The following is a 24,669-nucleotide window of genomic DNA, read 5'->3' on the forward strand; positions in this document are numbered from 1 at the left end:
CCCGATAAACGTTAGGAAACCTCCCCTTTGTCTGTCCCACTGAGTATTCTCGACCTGGTTTCCATCCCTGAGGGAGCCACCGCCCGGGAGGCCATCGCCACGTCGATGGAATCCGCCCAGCTCGCTGATCAGCTGGGTTATCACCGGCTGTGGTTCGCTGAACACCACAACACCCCGAATCTTGCTTCCAGTGCCACCTCATTGCTGATCTCCCAGGCTGCCTCAGTCACCGAGCAGATCCGGGTGGGTGCCGGCGGGGTGATGCTGCCCAACCATGCTCCCCTGATGGTGGCGGAACAGTACGGCACCCTGGCCAATATCCACGGTGACCGGATAGACCTCGGTCTCGGCCGGGCCCCGGGAACGGACCAGATGACCGCCCAGGCCCTGAGCCGTTCCTCCGCGGAACCCCAGGCCTTCGCCCAGAGCATCTATGACCTGCAGGGCTGGTTCGGGGAGTCGGGTGGTGCCCACAGCACCCCAATCGTCTCCGCGGCCTCCGCCGGAACCGGGGTGCCCATCTGGGTGCTCGGCTCCACCGTCAACGGTGCCTCCATCGCCGGACAGCTGGGCCTGCCCTTCTCTCTGGCCTCCCATTTCGCGCCGGACCAGATCGACGAGGCCATCGCGGTGTACAAGGAGGCCTTCTCCACCGAGATGCCCACCGCCCAGATCGATAAGCCCTATGTGATGGCCGGCGTCAATGTCATGGTCGCTGACACCGATGAGCAGGCGCAGCGGGAATTCACCACCGTGGAACAGATGTTCCTGGACATCCGGCAGGGACGTTCCCGCAAGATCCAGCCCCCGGTGGACCCTGAGTCGCTGCCGGGGCAGGCTAACCCGGAGCAGTCCATGCTGCGGATCAAGGCGGTGGGTTCCCCGCAGACCGTGAAGGCGCAGTTGGGGGAGTTCGTTGAGCGCACCGGGGTGGATGAACTGATCACCGTCACCTACGCCTTCGATCCGGCCGTCCGCCAGCGTTCCCTGCAGCTGCTGGCGGAAACCTGGTTCTGAGAATTACCGGCCCAGCTGGGTGAGTGGCGGCCCGCGGCATAAGACTCTCGCTGAAAGGCCGTGGCCGCGGTATTGCTACCGCAGGTCAGAAGCGTGGTTCAAAGGCTGAGTTCAGGGTCTGTTTCGACCCCAAAAAGTTACTTTTAACCTTATGGGTCAGGCTCTAAGCTTGGGGAGAGATTATCCCTTGACCTCGCCCCGGGTATGACCACTTCCCGGCTGAACCGAAAGAGGTGTGTCCGCATGACACCACCCTCCGCCCAACCCACGCTCGCGGCAGATCCCCCGAAGCTTCAGGGTGGGCAGATCACCGCCCTGATGCTGGCACTGCTGGCCGCGGTTTTCGCTTTCCAGCTCAATGCCTCCATGCTTTCCCCCGCGCTCGTGGTCATGGAGCAGGAGCTCAGTGCCACCAGCGCCCAGATCGGTCTGACCCAGACCGCCTTCTTCACCGCCGCCGCCCTGTTCTCCCTCTTCCTGCCGCGCTGGGCCGATCTGATCGGGCGTCGTAAAGTTCTGGTCGGCATGATGGCGGTGCTCTTCCTCGGCTGTATCGTCGCCGCGCTGGCCCCCAATGTCACGGTGTTGTTCATCGGCCGGGTGATCCAGGGTATCGCCGGTCCGACGGTGCCGATGTGTCTGATCATGCTGCGGGTGCAGGTCCCCAATGACAAGCAGTATGCCCTGCTCATGGGTATCATCACCTCCATCAACGGTGGCATCGGCGGCGTGGATGCGCTCGCCGGTGGCTGGTTGGCGGACAACCTCGGTTTCCGTTCCATCTTCTGGGTGATGTCGGTTGTCGCCATCATCGCGCTGCTGGCGGTGCAGTTCGGCACCAGGGAATCCACCGCGGTGGAGGTCCACCCCATGGACTGGAAGGGTGTTCTGCCCATCGTGATCGCCCTGGCATCGGCCCTGATCGCCTTCAATGAGGCGGGCAAGCTGGCGGCGGCGAACTGGCTGCTGGTGATCGGTTTGCTGGTGCTGGCGGTGGTCGCCTTCATCGTGTTCTGGAAGATCGAGTCCACGGTCAAGCATCCCCTGGTCTCCACCTACTACATGAAGCAGCGTCGTACCTGGGCCCTGCTGATCACCACCCTGCTGACCATGACTGGTGTTTTCGCGGTGATGAACGGCCTGATCCCGAACCTGGGTCAGAACGTGGACGTCGGGGCGGGCATCAGCGCGGACACCGTCTCCTGGTGGACCCTGACCCCCTACGCCCTGGCTGGACTGGTGATGGGCCCCATTGCCGGCACCCTGGCCGGTAAGTTCGGATATAAGCTGGTGCTGCAGGTCGGTCTGATCGGCACCGCCATAGGCCTGGGCTTCGCCATCTTCGTGGTGGGTAACCCCGGCCCGATCTCCCTGTTGCTGATCTCCCTGTTCGTCGGTGTCACCTACGCCGGTATCTCCAACATCATGCTCAACGGCATGGGAATCGTGCTTTCCCCGGCGGATAACCCCGGTTACCTGCCGGGCATGAACGCCGCTGCCTTCAACCTGGGTGCGGGCCTGAGCTTCGCCATTCTCTTCGCGGTGTTCACCTTCTTCGCCGACACCGACGCCGCCCTGGGTTTCCGGGCCGGCATGGGTACCGGCGCCGTGATCCTGCTGCTGGCCTTCCTGACCTCCTTCCTCATCCCCCGCCCGGAGAGTCTCTCCGATGCCGTGGGTGAGGAAGCTGCAACCATCGAAAATTAAGGAACAATGGACTCATGACTCAAGCCCCCAAGAAAATCATCCTGGACTGCGATCCTGGCCATGATGATGCCGTCGCCATCATCCTGGCGGCCGGCAACCCCGCCATCGACCTGCTCGGCATCACCACCATCGGTGGAAACCAGACCCTGCCGAAGGTCACCCACAACGCTCTCACCGTGCTGACCGTGCTCGGTCAGACCTCCGTTCCGGTCTACGCGGGTTGCACCCGGCCGCTGGTACAGCCGGTTGAGGTCGCCCCGGACATCCACGGTGACTCCGGCATGGAGATCCACGGCTACCAGCTGCCCGAACCCGCCATTGACGTGGTTCCGGACGTGCATGCCGTGGACTACATCATCGACACCGTGATGAACAACGAACCGGGCACCATAACCCTGGTTCCCACCGGCCCGCTGACCAACATCGCCCTGGCGGTGCGCAAAGAACCCCGGATCGCGGAGCGCGTCAAGGAGGTCGTGCTGATGGGCGGCGGTTACCACGAGGGCAACTGGTCCGCGGTGGCGGAGTTCAACATCAAGGTTGATCCCGAGGCCGCGCACATCGTCTTCAACGAGTCCTGGCCGCTGACCATGGTCGGCCTGGACCTGACCCACCAGGCCCTGGCCACCGCGGAGGTTGAGAAGCGGCTGGTGGATCTGGACTCTGATATCGCCAACTTCGTGGTCGGACTCTTCGGCTTCTTCCGCCAGTCCTACCAGGATGCGCAGGGCTTTGATGACCCGCCGGTGCACGATCCCTGCACCGTCGCCTACCTCATTGATCCCACGGTGATGACCACCCGGAAGGTGCCGCTGGATGTGGAACTGCGGGGTGCCCTGACCGTGGGCATGACCGTCGCCGATTTCCGTTCACCCGCACCGGAGGACTGCAACACCCAGGTTGCGGTGAAGCTGGACCGGGAGAAGTTCTGGGATCTGGTGATCGATGCGGTGAAGGCGCTGAGCTGAACCGCTTGACGACGCCCCCCGCGGTGGCCCGGCTTTCCAGGCTGGGCCACCGCGGTTTTTTCTTAGCTATCCTGGGGCCAAGAAACTCCCACGACCACAGCACTGAGGAGTCCGGTATGGCGAAGTTGCTTGTGTTGGCCCGGGATCTGGACCGGATCGAGATGATCGACACGGAAAGCGGAGAACGCGAGGTCATCATCACCGACACCGGGCCGCACCCGGATGGCGTGGTCTGTGATGGCAGCACCATCTACTGGACCACGATGGGGGAGCGGACCTCCCTGGCCCCCGGTGGTGAAGCGGTGTACGGCGGGGTCGACGGTGGGGTTCACGCCATCGACGTCGACGGTGCCCATCGCCGGGACATCGTGGCCCCCGGTGGCATCACCACCGGCAAACAGGTGGCGCTCGATGCCCGGGGCAATCTCTACCTGGGTAACCGGGAAGGTTTTTCCCTGGTCACCGTCGGCACCGACGGCAGTGGATTGCGGGATCTGGTCAAACATGATGGCTCGGATGGGGAACGTGACTGGATTGTCGGGGTGGCCATCGATGAGGCCAACGGCCACATCTACTGGTCCCAAAAAGGTTCCTTCACCGGGGGAGACGGCAGAATCTTCCGTGCCGGACTGGAGATCCCGGTGGGGGAGACCGCAGAGAACCGGAGTGATATTGAAGTGCTCTGGGAGAATCTGCCGGCCCCGATTGATCTGGAACTGATCGAGGACAGGCTGCTCTGGACTGACCGTGGTTCCGGTTCCTGGCCCGGAGGTAACTCACTCAACCGGGCCAAGGTGCCGCCGGTGGGTCAGAAGGGGGAGCCTCCCACCATCCTCGGGGAGGGTTTTGGGGAGGCCATCGGCCTGGCGGTGGAGCAGCAGAAAAAGGTTGCTTATGTGGCTGATCTTTCCGGCAAGATCTGGAAGGTTCCCGCCCCGGAAGGTCTTGAGGGTGAAACCGCACTGGTGCTTGACCTGGGGTTCCCGCTGACTGGGCTGAATCTGGTGCAGTAGGGCCTGGCTGTCTGGCGGCGCTGCCCGGGCGGAGCGTCGATAAGCGTCGGGTTGGGGCGCTGAGGGCATCCAAAAGGTTGATTTTCATCCGCAGGGGGTTGCGCCCATCACATATATGGATAAGGTGAGCCTAACCATAAAATAGATGCCCAAATGAAAGTATTTGAAGGGAGGGGAGTTCATCATGCAACTCGCCATCGAAAAGTCCTTGTCCACCAGCCTTCGGGAATGCACCTCTGCCGCGCACACCGACGCCGAGCAGTCCCCGTTCATGTCCCTGCTCCTGGAGGGCAAGCTTTCCCGCGAGGCTGCGGCCGCCTATACTGGACAGCTCTGGTTCATCTACTCGGCCCTGGAGCAGGGCGTGCGCGCGGTGTCACAGCGGCCCTTCATGTCCCTCATCACTGATGTTCGTCTGGAGCGTCTGGAATCCCTGGAACATGACCTGGTGGAACTGCTGGGAGCCAGCTGGCGGGATGAATTGCAGGCCTACCCGGGCACGGTGGAATATGTTCACCGCCTGAACCGCCTGGCGGCGGCGGAGGATGATCTCGGGCTGATCGCCCACCATTATGTCCGTTATCTGGGGGATCTGGCTGGTGGCCAGGTCATCGCGCGGATCTTGAACCGCTCCTATGGCATCGGGGAGCAGGGTCTGAGCTTCTATGACTTCTCCGGCATCGGCAAAATCAAGCCCTACCGGGATGATTACCGTTCCCGCCTCGACGCACTGGAACTCAATGGGAGGCAGGTGGCGCACCTGATCGCTGAGGCCAACCGGGCCTTCGCCCTGAACCAGGGGGCTTTCCGGGACCTGGCGGAGCATTATGTTCCGGCATCGAAACTCTGACGCTCCAGCACCTGCCTGAGCTTTCGCTCTGGGCGGGCTGGGGAAGTACCCGTGGATCAGGGAAAAATATGATCAAACATGGCCTCGGGGCTCTCATGGCGGCATGGCACGGTGGGTCTTGACGAAAAATACTGAGGTGATATAGGTTAGCCTTACCTTTATTTAGGAGCCTGATGATCGCTTATACTTCTTATGCGGAAAATCTCACCCGCCGCATCCTTGCTGGTGCCGGTGGGTTGTCTCTGGTGCCCTACCGGGTTGATCCGCAAGCCTATGTCTCTGTCCTGGCACACGGGGTTGACCCCTCCGGCAGGGTCCTCGTCCTGTGCGCTGTCGAAGACGCGGAGCTGATAGGGGATACAGCGGTCCGGGTGGACAGTGTGAAGAAGGCGTTGGAATTCGATGTCGACATCACCGTCGCCAGTCTTCACGCCCTCGCACACATCAGCTGGCTGGCTGAGGGTGAAGGAGTAGCTGGCTTCGGCTACCACCCCATATCGCACCTCCGGGTCGGGGTGCTGGAGCTGGATACCATCTACGTCCGTGACCCCCACGGGACCACCAAGAGTGAATTTTCCGACCTGATGCCCGGGGTGCTGGAGGCTGGGGCCTCCTTCGATGAACTGGATGCCCGGAATGAGATTGGCCGACTCAGTTTCTCCCAGCTGTCTGGCCTGGTGGCCGGTGTCTCGATGGGGGTGCTGCCGGGATTCATTCTCTCGGACCGGGAACAATCGCTGTGCGGTGCCCACCAAAACCGGATCTGGGTCGCGGACGTCGACCGCCATGGTGTGGTTCTCTTCCGGGCCGGTGAACGCCGGATCACCACCGCGATGGTCCGCTTCCCCGAACAGGTGGATTCCCTCGCAGATCTGGCCGAGGCAGTTGCTGCCCTGGCTGAGCAGGTCTCTGTCTGACGCTGTTCATCGAGCGGCTGCTGGGGTGCCCGGCAACCAGGGAAACGCGCAGGGCCCCGTCGCCTGGGGGACCCTGCGCGTTCGTGGATGTCGGATGAAATATGGGTGAATGATCAGGGGGAATGTGCCCCCCTTTTTAGCGTGCGTTGTAGTCGGCGCACATCGCGGACTCGCCCACGATGCTGATGCTGTCGGCGGCGCACATGAGGTCCTTGTTGTGGGTGCAGTCCAGGCGGTGGCAGGCACCGACCTCGCTGTGGGCATCGGAGATCCCGGCCCGGATGTCGAGGGTGGTGAAGGTTCCGCAGGCTGCGGCATTTTCGCCGCCCACGGTGATGGCGTAGGCGTTGCAGCCGCCGTCATTGAAGGCGCAGGCGGTGGTGGTGCAGGACGAGACATTGGTGATGGTGGGTGTGGACATCGGGGATCAGCTCCTGAGTTGGTGATTGTCCTCAATGGGTGTCGCGCATCTGACACTGCCCATTATAAATCCCCTGACCTGCATAAACCACCAAGTTTAGGCTATCTATAGAAAGGCTGGCCAGGCGATTTTACCTGCCATTGGGGAAAACTCCAGCTGAACATCACCCGGTGTTTCCTTAATTCTCCCCGGCTCAGCTCTCCGGGCTCAGGGCGAAGAACCAGGTGATGTGGTGCCTTAACGCCTTCGCGGCATCCCCACCACGTCGCTCCCGGAAGGCCGCCAGGATCACCCGATGCTGTGCCTGCAGTTCATCCCGGACCTCTGCCCAATCGGGCAGCTGAGCCACCGTCTCCTGCACGTAGCTGATGGTGGCCTGGCGGAGGGAATCCATGATGGTCTCCACCACCACATTGCCGGCCAGGGAACTTAGTTTCACGTGAAACTCCGCGTCGAGGACATGGTATTCATCAGCCGGCAGATCAGGCTCATCCATCTGCGCCACCAGTTCCGCTGCCCGCTCCAGGGTGGTGGTGCGCCCCGGGGACTCCGGTGCGGTGGCCGCCTCCAGCGCGGACTGGGTCTCCAACAGCAGGCGGGCCTGCACAAGATCCCGGATCGGCAGGGAACGGGTGGCCACATGCATCCGCAGTGCCCAGGCCAGCGCCGCGGAGGGTTCGGATATTACGGTGGCGCCGGCAGTCGGGCCGGATCCGGTGGCGGAGCGGACCAGTCCCATCACATCGAGGATGCGGATCGCCTCCCGCACCGAAGCGCGGGAAATACTGAACTGTTCCGCCAGCACACGTTCACTGGGCAGTTTGTCCCCGATCGAGATCTCCCCGGAGCGCAGTGTGTCCTCGATCCAGTCAAGAACGACGTTATAGGCGCGGGGTGCGGGGGTCATGGCAATCTCCTGGGGGTGGGGGTGGGAGAGCTCAATCTTAGGCACCACCCTCCCCGGGCTGAGCGTCCAGGCCCCACCGCCGGCACCGTGGGTGGGGGACGTCGTCAAGCGGTGTGGGGCGGGGCGGTTCCGGCTCAGGGGGTGGGCAGCATGAAGGCGAGCACATTGGACTGCAGGAACACCAGGCAGCAGAGCACGAACAGCAGGCCCAGGGACCACCACATCACGGCCCGGAAGATGGCGGATTCCTTGCCTTCCATGCCCACGGCGGTGGCGGCGATGGCCAGGGACTGCGGGGAGACCATCTTGCCCACCACACCACCGGAGGTGTTGGCGGCGACCAGGAGATGAGGATCGGCTCCGATCCCCTCAGCTGCGGTCTGCTGCAGGTTGGCGAAGAGGGCATTCGCGGAGGTGTCGGAACCGGTCACCGCGGTGCCCAGCCAGCCGAGCACCGGGGAGAAGAAGGCGAAGATGGCCCCCAGGCCCGCGAACCAGGTGCCGATGGCGATGGTCTGGCCGGAAAAGTTCATCACATAGGCCAGTGCCAGCACCGCGACGATGGTCAGGGCGGCGAAACGCATCCGCCAGAAAGAGCGGCCGATCTCGGCCAGGGCATCACCGATGCCGAGCTTGAATTTACCGTTGTGGTTGAAGAAGGCGTAGATGATCGTGACCAGCAGGCCCGAGATGAGCAGCAGGGTGCCCGGGCTGGAGAGCCACTGGAAGTTATAGACGGTGCTGGTGAGAACTTCACCATCTTCCTTGAACAGGCGGCCGTCCAGGCCGGGCCAGGGGAATTTCAGGTCGGTGGTGGCCAGCGCCGCCGGCACATCCACCCCGAACCGCCACAGCTTGGCGATGGCGAAGACCACCACGACCAGCAGGTAGGGGACCAGGGCCATCCAGATCCGACCGGGGGTCAGGCCCTCAGCGGTGGGGCGGGCAGGGGCTTCGAGGCGCTCCCGAACTCCCTCGGTGTCCTTCGGCTGCCAGAAGCGCATGAGGAGAACCGCGGCACCCAGGCCCACCAGGGCGGCGACGACATCGGTGAGTTCATAGGAGAAGTAGGTGGCTGACCACCACTGGGCGATGGCGAAGGAACCGCCGATGGCCAGGGCTGCCGGCCAGGCCTGCTTCAGACCCTTCCAGCCGTCGATGATCAGCAGGAGGAAGAAGGGAACCATGACCGCGAGGAAAGGGGCCTGGTGGCCGACGACGGCACCGATATGTGCCGGGTCCAGCCCGGTGAGGGTGCCGGCGGTGGTGATGGGGATGGCGATGGCGCCGAAGGCCACCGGGGCGGTGTTGGCGATCAGCACCACCGTCGCGGTCTTCAGGGGTTTCAGGCCGAGAGCCAGGATCATGGTTGCGGTGATCGCCACCGGGGCGCCGAAACCGGCGAGGGCCTCAAGCAGGCCACCGAAACAGAAAGCGATGAGGATGGCCTGGATGCGCAGGTCACCGCCGCCGATCTGGTCGAAGATGGCGCGCATGTCCTCGAATCTTCCGGAGAGCACTGTGACCTGGTAGAACCACAGTGCCATGACCACGATCCAGACGATCGGGAAGAAGCCGAAGACCGCTCCCTGGCTGGCGGAGAGTAGGGCCAGATTCCAGGGCATCCCGAAGGCGAAGATGGCCACGAGCAGGGCCACCGCCAGGGAGGTGAGGCCGGCGACATAGGCCTTGGCCTTCACCAGGAGCAGCATCGCGAAGAAGGTGATCAGGGGGAGGGTGCCGACCAGGGCAGTCAGGGCCAGATTGCCGCCGACTGCATCGGTCAACGCGGTGTATGTGTTCACGCGTATCTCCTGAGAGGAATGGGAAGTGGTGGTTTTCTTCTCCGGGGTGGCGCCTTCGCCAGGCCCGGGCTCCGAGGGCAATCCCGGAGTGGTTGAGATTGACATGCAGCGCACATGGGGGAGGGTTGCGGACTGACCACTGTGGACTGACCACATGAGAATATATGGCGTGGATCACTACCGTCAAGAGTTTCCGCCGGAAAAGAAAAGCTTTGCGTGATCTGCCTCACTGGTTTATTATGGTCAGACCACAGTGGGGCACAGCGGGGCCAGCCCCGCCCCCGAGGTGGCCCCTCACTCCCTCCCATCCCTCCCCGCCTTCTTCCTCTCCCTCATCATCCGGAGGTCACGAATGAGAATCGCACTTTTCAGCACCTGCATCGTGGACGCGATGTACCCCAAGGTCGCGCTCGCCACGGTCCGTGTCCTCGAGCGCCTCGGCCATGAAGTCGTCTTCCCCCCAGGCCAGGGCTGTTGCTCCCAGATGCACGTCAACTCCGGCTACTTCGATGACGCCCTGCCCGTGGTCCGCAACCACGTCAAGGCCTTCAGCGCCGCCTCCTATGATGTGGCGGTGGCACCCTCCGGCTCCTGTGTGGCCTCCCTCGGCCACCAGCAGCCGATGATCGCCCGCGCCGGGGGAGATGAACACCTCGCACAGCAGGCCCAGGACATCGCCGATAACACCTATGAACTGGCACAGCTGCTCACTGATGTCCTCGGCGTCACCGATGCGGCCTCCCAGCTGGGTTCCTGGTTCCCGGAAAAGGTCACCTACCACCCCTCCTGCCATGGCATGCGTCTCCTGCGCCTGGGGGATCGGCAGAAGAACCTGGTCCAATCAGTCGGCGACATCGACTTCGTTGAGCTTCCCGACCCCGAGGAATGCTGCGGTTTCGGCGGCACCTTCTCCTTCAAGAACCCCGATGTCTCCGCCGCGATGGCCGATGAGAAGATCGGCAACATCGAAAAGACCGGAGCTGATCTGTGCACCGGTGGGGACTCCTCCTGCCTGATGCACCTCGGGGGCGCCCTGGCCCGCCGAAAATCCCCGATCCGCACCGTTCACCTGGCGGAAATCCTCGCCTCAACGAAGGAGAACCCCCTGCTGGTTGATGGTCCGGTGGAGCTGTCCATCACCGAGAACGACCTCGCCAAGACCAGCCCCTCCACCGCCAGCCCCTCCACCATCGAAGGAGCGAACCGATGAGCCCGATCTCCCTGGGCATGCCCGGCGTGCTGAGCCATGCCTCCGAATCATCCAACCTGCACGCCGATGAGTCTTTCCCTGCTGCGGCGCAGAAAGAAATGGGAAATACCCAGATGCGGGCGAATATCCGCCACGCCACCCACACCATTCGGGGCAAGCGTGCCCGGGTGGTTGATGAACTCCCGGACTGGGAGGATCTGCGTGATGCCGGTTCCGCCCTGAAACAGCAGGTCATGGCGAACCTGCCGGAACTGCTGGAGAAGTTCGAACGCAACTTCACCGCCCGCGGAGGCCACATCCACTGGGCCCGTGACGGGGAGGAGGCCAACCGGATCATCACGGAGCTGGTGCAGCAGACCGGGTCGAAGGAGGTCATCAAGATCAAGTCGATGGCCACCCAGGAGATCAACCTGGAGGAGCACCTCAATGCCCACGGCATCACCGCCACCGAAACCGACCTGGCGGAACTGATCGTCCAGCTCGGCCATGACAAGCCCTCCCACATCCTGGTCCCGGCCATCCACCGCAACCGCGATGAGATCCGCGATATCTTCCTCCGGGAAATGCCCGAGGTCCCGGCGGATCTGACAAATGACCCCAAGGTCCTGGCGGAGGCGGCCCGGGTCCACCTGCGGGAGAAATTCCTCAGCACCTCGGTGGCCATCTCCGGCGCCAACTTCGGGGTGGCTGATTCCGGCACCCTGACCATCGTCGAATCAGAGGGCAACGGCCGGATGTGTCTGACCCTGCCGGACACGTTGATCTCGGTGATGGGCATTGAGAAGCTGATCCCCACCTTCGCCGACCTGGAGGTCTTCCTCCAGCTGCTGCCCCGTTCCTCCACCGGGGAGCGGATGAACCCCTATACCTCCATGTGGACCGGAGTGACCCCGGGGGATGGCCCCCAGAACATGCACCTGGTGCTGCTGGACAACGGCCGCTCCGCGGTTCTCGACGACCCCGAGGGCCGTTCCGCGTTGCACTGCATCCGCTGCTCCGCCTGCCTGAATGTCTGCCCCGTCTATGAACAGGCCGGTGGGCATGCCTACGGCTCCACCTACCCGGGGCCGATCGGCGCGATCCTTTCACCCCAGCTCACGGGCATCACCTCCGCGGAAAACGCCTCGCTGCCCTATGCCTCCTCGCTCTGTGGCGCCTGCTTCGACGCCTGCCCGGTCAAGATCAACATCCCGGAGATCCTGGTTCACCTGCGGGATGAGGATGTGCGCACCCAGCACGGGGAGCGCGGGCCTTCAGCTGACTCCGCTGCGGCCAAGAGCCGCCTGGCCAAACTCAGGGCGAAGCTGCCACGGGTGCCCTCTGAAATGGACGTCATGATGAAGGGCGCCTCGGTGATGATGTCCTCCGGCAAGATGATGTCCCTGGCTGAACGTGCCCTGCCCTTGGGCCGCATCCTCGCCGGCAGGGACCAGGCGATCACCTGGCTGCCGGGTGTCGCCGGGGGGTGGACCGATGAACGCGATATCCCCGCCCCACCGAAGCAGTCCTTCCGTAACTGGTGGGCGGAACACGAGAATGAGACCGCAGCGCGCGTCGCCCGCGATGGCGGCCCCCGCAATCTTGGAAAGGACGAGCAATGAGCAACGCCAAGCAGGAGATCCTTGCCCGACTGCGTTCGTCGCTTGACGACGCCCCCGCAGTGTCGGAGGTACCGCGGGAATACCGTCAGACCTCGGAAAAGCCGGCCGAGCAGGTACTCGAGATGATGGAGGACCGACTGGTCGACTACAAGGCCAATGTCTTCCATGAAACATCCCTGAGCATCGCGGGAAGGATCGATGCGCTGCTCGGCAAAGACGCCACCTTCGTGATCCCCGAGGGCCTCGAACCTTCCTGGCTGCCGGAAAGCGATCACCGCACCATCATCGTGGAGTCCCGGGATGAGCGCGTCGGCATGACCTTGAGTGTGCGGGAACTCAATGATGTCGCCGCCGTCATCACCTCCTCCACGGTCTCCTGCGCCGAGACCGGCACCATCTTTCTCTCCGGGAAGACGGACGAGGGCCGTCGTGCCATCAGCCTGGTACCTGATCACCACATCTGCGTGGTGGCGGTGGACTCGGTGGTGGAACTGATCCCCGAGGCCCTGGCCAGGGTGGAGCCCACCGCCCCGATCACCATGATCTCCGGGCCCTCGGCGACCTCCGACATCGAATTGGAGAGAGTGGAGGGGGTCCATGGGCCGCGCACCCTGGACGTGATTTTACTGAGTTAGTCCGGTGGGAGAGGCTGATCTCTCCCGGGTTTCAGGCAAAATGGGTCGATCTATCCCACTGCAAACGATTGCAAATCTCGAGAGGAGGCATAGATCGACCGATTTTGCCTGTCACGGACTGTCAGGGTCAGTCGTGGCCTGGCAGAGTGGGGGTTCACGGCACCGGAACACCCTGAGGAGACCCCCTGATGAGCACCGAAACCTTCCTAACCCCGGCCGAGTTGGACATCCTCCGGGGTCTGCTCGGCCAGGAACTCAGCTCCTATGGCACTGACCTGGAGATCGATGAAGGCCTGGCAGCCTTCGATGTGTGGCTGGAGTGTGAGCAGGGTTGGGTGCACCTGGCCTATGAGGAAACCGTCGTGGATTTCGATGCCGGTTTCGAGAATGTGGAGTCCCTGCTCCGCATCCACCCCCAGGGCGGGGAGTTCCCCGGCTGGGAATCCCACGACCTGAAGGGGCGAATCACAAAAATCACCAGGATCCAGGACAAGATCACGGCCGTCGACAAGCTCGAGGAGGCCGTGGCCTGGGAATGGTGGCGGGAATCGGGCCTGCGCTTCACCCTGGACTCCGGTCAGGAGCTGATCATCCACCGTGCCGCCACCGTCAACGGTGAGGTGCGGATGCGGGCCGGGGACGCCGGCGGGGTGGAGCCGGACCCGATCCCCAAGCGGCCCTTCCAGGAGGGGCAGAAGCGGCGCTATGAATTTGAGCGCCGCGAGGTGGAACTCTAGTCGGACCTGCTCCGGTCCAGTTCCTCCTCAATGCTGGGCCACAACTGGCGCAGCATATAGTCCCAGGTGATCACACCCCGGACACTGTGGCCGTTATTCACCGAGATGACCACACCCAGCTGTTCATTCCGGGTGCGCATCTGCTCCAGCGCCTCCCGCAGGGTGGCATCCTCCGGCAGGGTCAGAGTGGGGCGGGACCACTCCAGCACGGATACCGATTTCTCGGCGCCCAGGGTGTCGCGCACATGGACCATGCGGGGAACGTCCCAGGAGGGGTCGTCGAGAAGCACCCGCAGGTGCCCGGAACGCTGCGCGGCGGCATGCACCTCCGCCACCGTCGCAGCTGCGGACAAGGTGGTGGGATCATTGTCGGGGTGGTCGATGACCTCCGCGAGGGTGGTCTTCTCCAACTCGATGACACCGGTGATCTGGGTGGCCGCAGCCTCATCCAGGGTGCCGGTGGACTGGGAATGCTTGACCAGCAGACGCAGCGTCTCGGCATCATAACCACGCGCAGCGGCACGCTCCACCGGCTCCTCCCCAGCCTTCCGGACCAGGGCGTTGGCCATCTGGTTGATCCACTTCAGCAGGGGACGGAAGATATTGATGAAACCCCGCGCCGGGAGTGCGATGGCGCGGAGCGCGGACTCCGGGTGGGCGATGGCCCAGGATTTCGGCGCCATCTCACCGACCACCAGGTGCAGGAAGGTGACCACGAAGAGCGCCAGGATGAAGGCGATGACATCAGCCACCCCCAGCGGGATTCCCAACAGCTCGAAGAGCGGCATCAGCGCATCATGCACCCAGGGTTTGGTGATCGCACCGAGTGCGAAAGTACAGACGGTGATGCCCAGCTGGGCGCCGGCGAGCATCATGGTCAGCTCATTGAGGCTGCGCAGCGCAGCACGTGAGGAGCGGGAGGTTTCCGCGGTTTCCTCCAGCCGGTTGCGTCTCGCCGCCAGCAGAGCGAACTCGATGATGACGAAGAAGGCGGAGAGGACGATCAGCAGGATCGTCGCGGGTAGTGCGACATACCATTCAGTCATGGTTTAGCGTTCCTCCTCGGTCGGCTCTTCCGATTCCTCGGAAGGAAGGATCTCAATGAGCTGGATCCGGACGCTGGTGGGCACATTGCGTTCGATCTCCTCGATGCGGATGCGCAGGATCCGCCGTGGGGACTCACCGGCCTCGATGAAGTCCTCCGGCTCCGCGGCGAGCTCGATCTCATGGATCTCACCGGCCTCGACCAATCCACCGGAGTGGGAGAAGAGCAGACCTGAGATGGTCTCGAAGTCCCCTTCGGGCAGGTCATGGCCCACCGCGCGGGCCACCTCATCAAGGGGGGTGTCACCATCGACCAGCCACTCATCCTCCCGGGTGAGGGTGATCTCCTCGGTCTGGGAGAGATCGTGCTCATCGGAGACATCCCCGAGGATCTCCTCGGCCAGGTCCTCCAGGGTGATGATGCCGATGAACCCGCCATACTCATCAATGACACAGCCCAGCTTCTCATTGCGTTCCCGCAGCTCATCAACCACATCGGGGAGTCCCATGAACTCCGAGACCACCACGGCCTCACGCATCAGCTCCGTCACCGAGGCATCCTCGGGGACCTCGGTGTCGAGCAGGTCAATGAGGTGGATGACACCGATGGGTTCATGTTCCTCATCAATGACCGGGTAGCGGGTGTGGGCGTTGGCCATCAGGTCCCGGGCCTCGGCGATGGTGGTCTCCGGGCTCACGGCATCCGCCCGGGAACGGGGGATCATCGCATGACCGACGTCATGCCCGGGGAAGTCCAGCAGCCGGTCCAGCACCAGATAGGTGTGGGCGCTGAGCTCACCGCTTTCCCGTGAGGTGGTGACGATATGCCCCAGGTCCTCGGTGGTGGCGGAGGAATCGATGTCCTCCACCGGCTCAATGCGCAGCAACCGCAGCAGGGCATTGGAGGAGAGGTCGAAGAAGCGGATCATCCAGCCGGTCAACTTCAGGTAGACCGAGGTGGAGGGGGCCAGCGCCAACGCGGACTTCAAGGGGGCCGCGATGGTGTAATTCTTCGGGAAGAGCTCACCGAAGATCATCTGCACGATCGTGGACAACCCCAGAGCCAGGATGGTTCCCACACCCACGGCCACCGCGGTGGACACACCCACCCCGCCCAGCAGCACACCCAGAGATTCACCGACCAGGGGTTCCGCGATGAAACCGACCAGCAGGCCGGTGACGGTGATGCCCAACTGGGCGCCGGAGAGCATGAAAGAGGTTTTCTCGGTGATGGCCAGGGCACGTACCGCTTTGGGGTCCCCAGTGTCTGCCCGGGCGCGGAGCTGGGTGCGGTCCACCGACATATAGGCGAATTCCTGCGCCACGAAGAAGCCGTTGAGAACGATGATCAATCCGATCACCAACAAACCCAGGAGCAGGGTGATCACAGCCGTCATCATGATTCCACCCGCCTCAGCACGTTTTGTTCTTCAGTGTGGGCGGGCCAGATAGATCGTCCGGGAGGCTCCATATGGAGTCAAAACCTCTTCTTCAATTTCAGGTGTCAAGTTCAGGTGTCAAGGGCTTAAAAACACTGTCAGTCTACAGAGAAAGATCGGCTGCGTGGGGGCCTGGATATTTCCTGGGGGGCAGCGCTGATCGGATCCCTGTCCTAGACTTTCTGATATGAGCACCAGCTTCGATCAGGTCAAGGGAACTGCCCGCCCACTGCACCGCGCCCTGGTGGCCGCCGGATACCCGGATCTCGAATCGCTTCACGACGTCCCCCATGAAAAGCTCGCCGCCCTGCACGGGGTAGGCAGTCGCGGTCTGGAGCGGATCCAGGCCGCGCTCCTGGAACGTGGTCTGAGCCTGCGCGGGGAGATCCCCACAACAGCACCGGGCGGTGCCCGGATCACGGCCGGGCACACCGGCAAGAATGCCGCCGACATCAAGACCCACCCCACCGAGGTTGATCCGGTCGAATACATCGAAAGTCTGGATACTCCGCGCCGCGTGGAACATGGACGACAGCTGCTGGAGATCTTCAACCGGGTGACCGGGGAAAAGCCGGTGATGTGGGGTCCCTCCATGATCGGTTATGGGCAGGTCCACTATGAGTCCCACACCGGCCGCGAGGGGGACTGGTTCCACCTGGGTTTCAGCCCTCGCAAAGCCAAACTCACCCTCTACGGGTTGAAGGATTCCCCGGGTTCAGAGGAACTTCTGCCGAAGCTGGGGAAGTACACCGTTGGCGCGGGGTGCATCTACCTCAACAAACCCGAGGACATCGACCTTGAGGTGCTGGCCGAGATGATCGCCGAAGCATGGCGTAACCAACCGGAGGACTGAAAGCCGGGCTGTGCGGAGATGGCTAGGGTGGGCTCAGATCACCCCAGCCGATGGAAGGACGCAGCCATGAGTGAGCTCAATGACCATCCCTATGCCCCCGCCAAGCGGGTCGCCAACCATATTTTTGTTTCCGGGGCCTTGTCGGTGGACCGGGACTATCAGCCCGTTCAAGGCCGGAACGAGGCGATGGCCGCGGCCCTGGAACGGATGCGGGAACGTCTGGCCACCGCCGGGGGAAAACTCGAGGATGTGGTGAAACTGACCTACTTCGTCACTGATGTCACCCTGCGGGAGGAGGCTAATGAGCAGTTCCGGGAGCACTTCATGGCATCCCGGCCGGCCCGCTCCTTCGTGGAGGCCTCCGCACTGCCCTATGGCGCCAGCGTGGAGATTGACGCCATCGCCATCCTGTCGGAGGAGTGAGACACCGCTACCAAGGGGGCTGCTCAGTCCTGGTAAGGGGAGCCGAAGGCCTGGTGGTAGCTGACGGATCCCTGCGGCACTGAGCTATCGCAGAGGTTCATGGCGAGCAGTTCACCGGCCGGGGCGGCGCGGTAGGCCAGGCCCTCGATGACCTCGAAACCGAAGCGCCGGTAGAAGTCCGGGTCACCGAGAGACACCACCCCACCGGCTCCGCCTTCCCGCAGCTCCTGCAATGCCTGGCCCATCAGGCTCCCTCCGATGCCGGCATTTTGCCGTTCCGGATCCACCGCCACCGGGCCGAGACCGTACCAGCCCCCGGTGCCATCGGAGATGAGGACCGGGGAGGCGGCGATATAGCCCACCACATCGAACCCCTGGATTGCGACGAGCGACAGGGAGAGGACATCAGCGTCCCGTAGACCCTCCACGATCTGTGGGGCATTATGTGCCGAGTGTCGGGCGGTTTCATAGGAACGGGCGACCAGGCGGTGGATAGAGGAAATATCCTCCTCAGCTTCACGACGAATCCATAGCTTCTCCATGGCACCGATAGTACGGGGCGCCGCTGAGAACTTGTTCCGGGGTGTTCGGATCCCTGGCTGAAATGACGAAACCCCAGGTCTATTTGACCTGGGGCTCCGAAATCTTCCCCACCACGGGGTGGGGAGCAGGGGTTTTAAGCCTGGGCGGCGGCCTTCACTGCGGCACTGACGGCCGGGGCGACGCGCGGATCGAGCGGGGAGGGCACGATGTAGCCGGCGTTGAGATCATCAGCGGCGATCTCGGCGATGGCAGCGGCGGCGGCCAGCTTCATCTCCGGGGTGATGGACTTGGCTTCAGCGGCCAGCGCACCGTGGAAGATGCCGGGGAAAGCCAGCACATTGTTGATCTGGTTCGGCAGGTCACTGCGGCCGGTGGCGACGACGCCACCATAGCGGTGGGAGAGCTCCGGGTCGATCTCCGGGGTCGGGTTGGCCAGGGTGAAAAGGATCGGCTTCGCCGCCATCAACTTCAGGGATTCCTCACCGATATTGCCGCCGGAGACACCGATGAAGGTGTCGGCGTCGGTGAAGGCTTCGTTGATGCCGCCGGTGATGCCCCGCGGGTTGGTCTTGGCCGCCAGGGTCTCCTTCACCGGGCCGAGGTTCTCACGACTCTCGTGGATGATGCCACGGGAATCCAGGACCACGATGTCCTGGGCGCCAGCACCGAGCAGCATGTCGACGATGGCGACACCGGCTGCACCGGCACCGGAGATGACGATGCGCAGGTCAGCGATCTCACGATCCAGCACCTTGGCGGCGTTGCGCAGGGCGGCAAGGGTCACGATGGCGGTACCGTGCTGGTCATCGTGCATGACCGGGATGTCCAGGCGCTCGATCAGCTTGCGCTCCACCTCGAAGCAACGCGGGGCCGAGATGTCCTCCAGGTTGATGCCACCGAAGGAAGGTGCCAGGGCTGCGATGGTGTCGACGAGTTCATCGACCTCGCGGATATTGAGCACCAGGGGGACGGCCTTCAGGCCGGCGAAGGCGTTGAAGAGCTGGGCCTTGCCCTCCATGACGGGCAGGGAAGCCTGCGGTCCGATATCTCCGAGGCCGAGGACTGCGCTGCCATCAGAGATGACGGCGATGGTGTTGCCGACACCGGTGTGGGTGCGGGCCACGGCGGGATCTTCGGCGATGGCCTGACAGACGGTGGCCACACCCGGGGTATAAGCGATGGAGAGGTCCCGCATGTTCTCCAGGGGGCGGGCGGAGGAGATGTTGAGCTTGCCACCCTCGTGGGCCTCAAAGATCTCTTTCCGGCTCAAGGGCTGGATGGACTGGGCGGTCGGAGTGGACATGATCATCATCTCGCTTTAATCGGCTGAATATATTTGTGCAGTAAACATAAGGTACAGCCCATGCCGGTGTTCACCAAGTGAAAAAGTGTGCGCTGTGTGAACTTTTTGGCTGAACTGTGTGGATAATTTTGCGAAGCCATGCTTAGCATTGAATATAAATCAACACTTATCTGTCGGTGAGGTGGTTTTGGTGGATTTAAGGCGGGCCTTGGCGTGGAATTTAATGGGCCTTAACCAACCATCTCCCTTCAACCTGTCCCCGAAAGGCGGGGCGTGGGAAGTCGGGGCTGAAAAGTTGTGTCCGCTACCTGCGGAGATGTCTGTCACAGTTGGCTGATGGCAGTTCTGAGAGGAAGGTATTTTCATTGAGTGAATTTTTGCTACCCGAATCTTAACTTTTAGCTAAATCACCACAACGGGGCCTCCGGCGAGTCACTCATACTCCATTGTTAAGGAGCCAACCCATTTTGGCGGCACCATATCGGCCATTCTTTCTCCCGCGGAGGAGGTTCACCCAGACCTGCGGAGCCGAGGCAGCGCCGTCCTCAGCGCCGGGCGAACTCAGGAATATGTTCCGGCCGAAGCCCGATGCCCACCAAGTAGGCGGGCACCACATTCAGGAAGGGGAGGTGGCGCACCAATCCCAGGATCCGATCCGGGGGAGCGCCTCTTTCACCCTGGAGTACCGGGTCGATCAGGTTCCGATGCAACAAAAGCTGCAGTCCCTGAGTCAGAAAAACCGCAGGCAACCGTCGATGGCGCACCCTGGCGCAATACTTTTCGGTGTTCTCTCCATTCCGCAACGGTGCCGCCAATAATCGGGCGGCGGCCACCGCATCCTGAATTGCCACGTTGATGCCGACCCCGCCGACCGGTGACATGGCGTGGGCGGCATCCCCCAGGCACAGCAGCCCAGGCACATGCCATTTCTTCAGGCGATTCACGCGAACATCAAGATATTTGACCTCATCCATGGTGGAGAGCTCCGCCACCTGTTCGGAGACCTCCGGCAGCAGCTCCGCGATATCCCAGCGGAAGGCCTCGATCCCACGGGCGCGCAGCTGCGCATCAGTTCCCTTCCTTCCCAGGTAGGCCACCTGGTAGTAACCCTCGCGGGGAATGGCGATGATCGCCCGCCCCTTCCCCAGACGGGGCAGCAGATTCGGGGCGATCCCAGGGCCCACCGGAACCCGGCACCACCAGACGTCCAACTGCACCGGGAAATTGCGGGGGACCAGGTTGACTTTGGGGCGCAAGGTGGACCGGCGGCCGTCGCAGGCGAGCACCAGGTCCGCAAAGATGCTTCCCTCGACCCCGGAACCTTCCCGGCGGCGGTACCTGACTCCCCTCACCATGCCCTCCGGGGAGCGGATCACCCCGGTGGCTTCGGTGTTCATCCGCAGGGTGAAGTTGGGCTCCATGGTGGCGGCGGTGGCGAGCAGGTCCAGGAGGTCCCACTGTGGAACCATCGCTATATAAGGGTGCTCAGCCTTGAGCTTGCTGAAGTCGATGATGGTGGTTGACCTGCCGGCGGAGTCCTTGAATGACATTTTCTCCACCCTGCTCTGCGGCAATTGCCTGAATTGCTCGCCCAGCCCCAGCTCATCCAGGAGCTGCAGGGTGCTCGGATGCACGGTGTCGCCGCGGAAATCCCGGAGGAAGTCCCCATGCTTTTCCAGGACGGTGACCTGGACCCCACCTCTGGCGAGGATCAGTCCCGCGAAGATGCCGGCCGGCCCACCGCCGACCACCACGCAGGTTGTCTTCTCTTCCACAGCGCACCTTCCGACCCCGCCACGCCACCAGAAATAGTTAGGATTCCCCGAACCTAACATGCGCTTTCGCCCACCTGATCTCCTTCTGATCACGGCTGCGCATCAATGCAGATCAACCTCCGAAAATTCGCTATCACGAGGAACCTGGAAGGCGATAAACCGGGTAAAGCACACACCCCGCACCCGCCTCCTAGGGAAGGAGGGCTGAGATGAAACTCCGCAGACTATCCGCCATCTGTTTCGCCGCTACCCTGGCACTTATCCCGATGGCCTGCGCCCGTCCCGGCCCCGAAGCCACACCGCCCCCGAGTAGCACCACCACAACAACTGTTTCTCCAGCACCCCGGGAAGGCAGTCAATCGGGGAGGACTTCAGTACCTCCTGGCACATCCCCGGGCACGACGTTGTCCTCCAGTACCTCCCCCACCACAAGGCCACCAACCAGCACCCCGGTTCCGATCCCGCCGGAGCCTCCGCCCACGGATTGTGAATTGGCACGCCTGGATCTGGTGGAAACGGCCTTCGGGGCCTGGCTGAACTCCCAGATCATCCCCACCACGGACGCGGGCAACAACTTCTACTTCGAGGTGGGGAATAACCAGTTCAACCCCTGCTCAGAGCTGAGCTGGGTGACCCTGGAGGGACAGAACACCAACCAGGAAGCTGCCTTGAGCACCGTACTCTTCTTCAACTATGAGGAGCTGATCAGCGATCCGCTGCCCATCCAATTCCCGGCCGTGGGGGTGGAGCGGATCAATGACAGCGCCCTGGAGGTCAGCTACAGCTATCTCATCGCTCCCCGGAATCCCGAGAAATTACCGGTGCATTACCGCATGGAAGGCGCCCGTCTGCTGGGGGACGAGCAGATCCCGGCCCAGTTCGACAACAATCCCCGCCTTGATCTCAGCCGCGCCGACCTGCCCGTGGAAGGCGATTTCCGGCCCTTCGGCAATGCCATCTACCGCCCATGGGATCAGGAGCTCCCAGTGCGGAAGCAGTACACGATCATGATGGGGGAGTCACGGATCAACTGTGATTTCCCGGCTTTCAATGGTCGGCAGTTGAGTTGCTACGCGGAGGATTCCGTACCCTGGCCGCTGCTCACCCCGGATTTCAAGGCCATCCCGGGGGAGTCCGCGAATCTGGCCCGGATGAATTTCCAGGCACCCTGGCACGTGGTGACCAGCCTGGTTGAACCACCCCAGGTGGGCGGCGAGCATGAGCTGCTGCCGGCGGAAGCCACGATCCAGGTGGGTGATTTCTTCATCCGCACCTACGGCGGGGCCATCATCATCCATGATGTCAACTGGGCTTACCGCCTGGGAGAGGGCATCGCCGAACCCGTCGAGGTCCCCAGTTTCCAGACCGATATTTCCCGCCACCCTCAGAACCTGATCCCCTGGGGGTAGCCCCTCCTTCCAGCTACGTCCCCAGCGGCGTAGGCCAGGAGCCGCGGCAGGGGAGCCGGGGTGGGGGGAGCAGGTGGCCATGATCGGGCGGGAAACCCCCACCGGCGAGAGATCTCTCCCCTCCGCGAGGAGGGGGAGGGAAGTCACCGTGGGGGAGATATTCTTGGGGTACCGGTACTGCTCCCCCTTGGGGGAGAATCAGATGGTTATGGGAAATAACATCCGATACGGGGGTAGCTTCCTCAGGGGTCGGTGATTCAGGCCTTGCGGCGGGAATCGAGGAAGAGGACGAGGGCGGTGGTGCATGCTGCAAGGGTCGCGAGGGGGGTCTGCGCAACCCAGTTATTTCTGCTGTTATGGGGTTCATCTGCTGAAACCTGCACGGCGTCAACATTCTCGAGGGTGATGGTGCTCATGGTCTGACGCTCCTTGGTTCTTCTCAATTCTTGTCTCTGTTGCTTGTTTGGCAGGCTATGCCCTCCCCATAAAACGCGCTAGGGTCTTCGCGAAGATGTTGGAAAACTCTCCTAAACGGGGGTGGAAACGGGCGTCGCCCACCCCCAATGGGGGTGAACCTGTGTTCGCAGAGCGGTCATTGCCTCTCCAGCGTGGGCGAAAAATCCTCTACCGTGCCCAAGGTCACACCTTTGGCTGGAATTTTTAGAATTACTCAACGCTTGAAGTAAATATGACTGAGAATAAGAACAACCTGCTGGCCCTTGACGAAGCCGCACAGAACCTCCTCTTCCGCGAGGCCCGCACCGCCAACGCCTTCACCGATGAGCCGGTGAGCGATGAGCAGATCAACGCCATCTTCGAACTGGTCAAGTGGGCTCCCACCGCCATGAACGCCCAGCCGCTGCGCGTCGCAGTGGTCCGCTCCGCCGAGGCCAAGACCCGCCTGCTCCCCCACATGGACGAGGGCAACCGCGCCAAGACCGAGGCTGCTCCGGCCACTGTCCTGCTCGCTGCGGATGTCGACTTCCATGATGAGCTCCCCAAGGTCTTCCCGCACTTCGAGGGCGCACGCGAGATGTTCGCCGCCAATGAAGAGGGTCGCGTGGGCATGGCTGAGCTGAACTCCGGCCTGCAGATCGGTTATGCCATCCTGGGTATTCGTGCCGCTGGCCTGGCTGCTGGCCCGATGACCGGCTTCAACGCCGAGGGCGTGTCCAAGGAATTCTTCCCGGACGGCCGCCACCGCGTCCTGGTCGCCATCAATATCGGCAAGCCGGGCGAGGGTGCCTTCTATGATCGCCTGCCGCGTCTGGCCTTCGATGAGGTTGTCCAGACCTTCTAATCAAAAACCCTGAAAGGGGTGGATGACAAAAATCCCGCTTCCCTCACGCACCGTGAGGGAAGCGGGATTTTCTGTTCCCCAAGGGGGAGTGTATTTCTAGCCGGTGGTGATGGAGCGGTCCGCGCCGGAGACAGTGAAGGAGGTGTCTCCGCTGACGCAGGTGACATCTCTGGTCTGGGACACCTCGCAGGTGGTGGCATCCACCACGAGCTTCTCTCCGGGCTGCAACTGTGCCGGGGCGGGCGGCACACCCTCAAGAATGGTGTAGTGGATGCCGCCCATGCTGGCGGATACCGCGCCGGGGCGCTGTCCGGCAAAGGGGGCGTAGGTGATGTCGGGGACATCGGCGGCAGGAACGCCGGTGCAGGTCGCGCCATCCGGAGTGAGCAGGCAGGTGCCCGTCTCGCCGCTCTGGGTGGCGTAATCGAAGACGTAGGGGCCGTCCATGGAGAACCGTGCGGGATCCACCAGGGTCGGGCCGGCGTCCGCGGTGGCATCGATGGAGGGGTTCGGGCTGCTCTCCTCCTCGACGGTGGTCTCCGGGGTGGGATCCTCCTCCGTGGTGGTGACCACGGTGGTGCTTTCGCTGCTTGTCTCCGATTCGGGGGTGCTCAGGGAGGCTGCGGTGTCGGCTGTGGTGGCGCTGTCATCCTCCGTGCTGGCGCTGCAGCCGGCGAGTCCGAGACTGAGGATGGCGAAGGCTGTCAGGGTGAATTTTCGAATCGGGATCATGTCTCGACCCTAAGACATGGGCAGGATCCGCGTCGCTTGAATCCCAAAACTTTGCCGATC

General features: G+C 62.9%; 24 protein-coding genes. 14 read left to right on the forward strand and 10 right to left on the reverse strand.

All coding sequences use genetic code 11. The features are described 5' to 3' along the window. Positions 1-27: 27 nt before the first annotated feature. The 6 genes from COCCU_RS00680 (at position 28) to COCCU_RS00705 (ending at position 6,472) form a co-directional block, all read left to right on the forward strand. On the forward strand, positions 28-1,017 hold the full coding sequence (locus COCCU_RS00680) for an LLM class flavin-dependent oxidoreductase (RefSeq protein WP_156229706.1): 990 nt from the start codon (positions 28-30) through the stop codon (positions 1,015-1,017). Positions 1,018-1,260: 243 nt separating this feature from the next. Continuing rightward, positions 1,261-2,724 carry a uridine transporter UriT gene (gene uriT, locus COCCU_RS00685; RefSeq protein WP_156229707.1) on the forward strand — a complete coding sequence of 488 codons (1,464 nt, stop codon included), beginning with the start codon at positions 1,261-1,263 and terminating at the stop codon, positions 2,722-2,724. 14 nt (positions 2,725-2,738) lie between these two features. After that, the gene (gene uriH, locus COCCU_RS00690) at positions 2,739-3,692 is read left to right on the forward strand and encodes a uridine-preferring nucleoside hydrolase UriH (protein WP_156229708.1); all 954 of its coding nucleotides are present in this window, start codon (positions 2,739-2,741) and stop codon (positions 3,690-3,692) included. A gap of 116 nt (positions 3,693-3,808) precedes the next feature. Continuing rightward, complete coding sequence (locus COCCU_RS00695) at positions 3,809-4,705, forward strand: SMP-30/gluconolactonase/LRE family protein (protein WP_156229709.1); 897 nt, start codon at positions 3,809-3,811, stop codon at positions 4,703-4,705. A gap of 184 nt (positions 4,706-4,889) precedes the next feature. Then, positions 4,890-5,555 (forward strand): biliverdin-producing heme oxygenase, encoded by a 666-nt coding sequence (locus COCCU_RS00700; protein WP_156229710.1) that lies wholly within the window; start codon positions 4,890-4,892, stop codon positions 5,553-5,555. Between the two features lie 173 nt (positions 5,556-5,728). Then, positions 5,729-6,472: a hypothetical protein gene (locus tag COCCU_RS00705; protein ID WP_156229711.1), complete on the forward strand. Its 744-nt coding sequence runs from the start codon at positions 5,729-5,731 to the stop codon at positions 6,470-6,472. Positions 6,473-6,608: 136 nt separating this feature from the next. On the opposite strand, the gene COCCU_RS00710 is transcribed toward COCCU_RS00705, so the two are convergent. The 3 genes from COCCU_RS00710 to COCCU_RS00720 all read right to left on the reverse strand — a co-directional run bounded on the left by COCCU_RS00710 (position 6,609) and on the right by COCCU_RS00720 (position 9,605). Continuing rightward, entirely contained in the window at positions 6,609-6,893 is a 285-nt protein-coding gene (locus COCCU_RS00710; protein ID WP_156229712.1) for a DUF1540 domain-containing protein, read from the reverse strand. Between the two features lie 193 nt (positions 6,894-7,086). Continuing rightward, entirely contained in the window at positions 7,087-7,800 is a 714-nt protein-coding gene (locus tag COCCU_RS00715) for a FadR/GntR family transcriptional regulator (protein WP_156229713.1), read from the reverse strand. A gap of 134 nt (positions 7,801-7,934) precedes the next feature. Further along, positions 7,935-9,605, reverse strand: a complete 1,671-nt coding sequence (locus tag COCCU_RS00720) for an L-lactate permease (RefSeq protein WP_156229714.1) — start codon at positions 9,603-9,605, stop codon at positions 7,935-7,937. A 352-nt stretch (positions 9,606-9,957) separates the two neighbouring features. Between COCCU_RS00720 and COCCU_RS00725 the strand changes: the two genes are divergently transcribed. The 4 genes from COCCU_RS00725 to COCCU_RS00740 all read left to right on the forward strand — a co-directional run bounded on the left by COCCU_RS00725 (position 9,958) and on the right by COCCU_RS00740 (position 13,788). After that, on the forward strand, positions 9,958-10,815 hold the full coding sequence (locus COCCU_RS00725) for a (Fe-S)-binding protein (RefSeq protein ID WP_156229715.1): 858 nt from the start codon (positions 9,958-9,960) through the stop codon (positions 10,813-10,815). After that, positions 10,812-12,416: a LutB/LldF family L-lactate oxidation iron-sulfur protein gene (locus COCCU_RS00730; RefSeq protein WP_156229716.1), complete on the forward strand. Its 1,605-nt coding sequence runs from the start codon at positions 10,812-10,814 to the stop codon at positions 12,414-12,416. The genes COCCU_RS00725 and COCCU_RS00730 overlap by 4 nt, the downstream gene beginning before the upstream one ends. Next, the gene (locus COCCU_RS00735) at positions 12,413-13,051 is read left to right on the forward strand and encodes a LutC/YkgG family protein (protein WP_156229717.1); all 639 of its coding nucleotides are present in this window, start codon (positions 12,413-12,415) and stop codon (positions 13,049-13,051) included. The genes COCCU_RS00730 and COCCU_RS00735 overlap by 4 nt, the downstream gene beginning before the upstream one ends. A gap of 188 nt (positions 13,052-13,239) precedes the next feature. Beyond that, on the forward strand, positions 13,240-13,788 hold the full coding sequence (locus COCCU_RS00740; RefSeq protein ID WP_156229718.1) for a hypothetical protein: 549 nt from the start codon (positions 13,240-13,242) through the stop codon (positions 13,786-13,788). On the opposite strand, the gene COCCU_RS00745 is transcribed toward COCCU_RS00740, so the two are convergent. Continuing rightward, positions 13,785-14,834: a hemolysin family protein gene (locus COCCU_RS00745; RefSeq protein ID WP_156229719.1), complete on the reverse strand. Its 1,050-nt coding sequence runs from the start codon at positions 14,832-14,834 to the stop codon at positions 13,785-13,787. The genes COCCU_RS00740 and COCCU_RS00745 overlap by 4 nt on opposite strands. 3 nt (positions 14,835-14,837) lie before the next feature. After that, a complete protein-coding gene (locus COCCU_RS00750) occupies positions 14,838-16,232 on the reverse strand; it encodes a hemolysin family protein (protein ID WP_156229720.1) in 1,395 nt (464 codons plus the stop codon). 226 nt (positions 16,233-16,458) lie between these two features. Between COCCU_RS00750 and COCCU_RS00755 the strand changes: the two genes are divergently transcribed. Both COCCU_RS00755 and COCCU_RS00760 read left to right on the forward strand, forming a co-directional pair. Beyond that, complete coding sequence (locus COCCU_RS00755; RefSeq protein WP_156229721.1) at positions 16,459-17,124, forward strand: DUF1801 domain-containing protein; 666 nt, start codon at positions 16,459-16,461, stop codon at positions 17,122-17,124. Between the two features lie 66 nt (positions 17,125-17,190). Then, on the forward strand, positions 17,191-17,547 hold the full coding sequence (locus tag COCCU_RS00760; RefSeq protein ID WP_156229722.1) for a RidA family protein: 357 nt from the start codon (positions 17,191-17,193) through the stop codon (positions 17,545-17,547). A gap of 23 nt (positions 17,548-17,570) precedes the next feature. Here the strand turns inward: COCCU_RS00760 and COCCU_RS00765 are convergent, their stop codons facing one another. The 3 genes from COCCU_RS00765 to COCCU_RS00775 all read right to left on the reverse strand — a co-directional run bounded on the left by COCCU_RS00765 (position 17,571) and on the right by COCCU_RS00775 (position 21,168). Next, positions 17,571-18,089, reverse strand: a complete 519-nt coding sequence (locus COCCU_RS00765) for a GNAT family N-acetyltransferase (RefSeq protein ID WP_156229723.1) — start codon at positions 18,087-18,089, stop codon at positions 17,571-17,573. Between the two features lie 134 nt (positions 18,090-18,223). Continuing rightward, on the reverse strand, positions 18,224-19,393 hold the full coding sequence (locus COCCU_RS00770) for an NAD(P)-dependent malic enzyme (protein WP_156229724.1): 1,170 nt from the start codon (positions 19,391-19,393) through the stop codon (positions 18,224-18,226). Between the two features lie 545 nt (positions 19,394-19,938). Then, positions 19,939-21,168 (reverse strand): FAD-dependent oxidoreductase, encoded by a 1,230-nt coding sequence (locus COCCU_RS00775; protein WP_197088391.1) that lies wholly within the window; start codon positions 21,166-21,168, stop codon positions 19,939-19,941. Positions 21,169-21,659: 491 nt separating this feature from the next. On the opposite strand from COCCU_RS00775, the gene COCCU_RS00780 reads away from it, so the two are divergent. Beyond that, complete coding sequence (locus COCCU_RS00780) at positions 21,660-22,577, forward strand: LppP/LprE family lipoprotein (protein ID WP_197088392.1); 918 nt, start codon at positions 21,660-21,662, stop codon at positions 22,575-22,577. 257 nt (positions 22,578-22,834) lie between these two features. Here the strand turns inward: COCCU_RS00780 and COCCU_RS00785 are convergent, their stop codons facing one another. Beyond that, on the reverse strand, positions 22,835-22,993 hold the full coding sequence (locus COCCU_RS00785; protein ID WP_156229727.1) for a hypothetical protein: 159 nt from the start codon (positions 22,991-22,993) through the stop codon (positions 22,835-22,837). A gap of 272 nt (positions 22,994-23,265) precedes the next feature. Here COCCU_RS00785 and COCCU_RS00790 point away from each other — a divergent pair, with 272 nt between their 5' ends. After that, entirely contained in the window at positions 23,266-23,877 is a 612-nt protein-coding gene (locus COCCU_RS00790) for a malonic semialdehyde reductase (RefSeq protein WP_156229728.1), read from the forward strand. A gap of 96 nt (positions 23,878-23,973) precedes the next feature. Here the strand turns inward: COCCU_RS00790 and COCCU_RS00795 are convergent, their stop codons facing one another. Next, positions 23,974-24,609 carry a hypothetical protein gene (locus COCCU_RS00795; RefSeq protein ID WP_156229729.1) on the reverse strand — a complete coding sequence of 212 codons (636 nt, stop codon included), beginning with the start codon at positions 24,607-24,609 and terminating at the stop codon, positions 23,974-23,976. Between the last annotated feature and the right edge of the window lie 60 nt (positions 24,610-24,669).

The organism is Corynebacterium occultum, assembly GCF_009734425.1.
Lineage (GTDB): Bacteria > Actinomycetota > Actinomycetes > Mycobacteriales > Mycobacteriaceae > Corynebacterium > Corynebacterium occultum.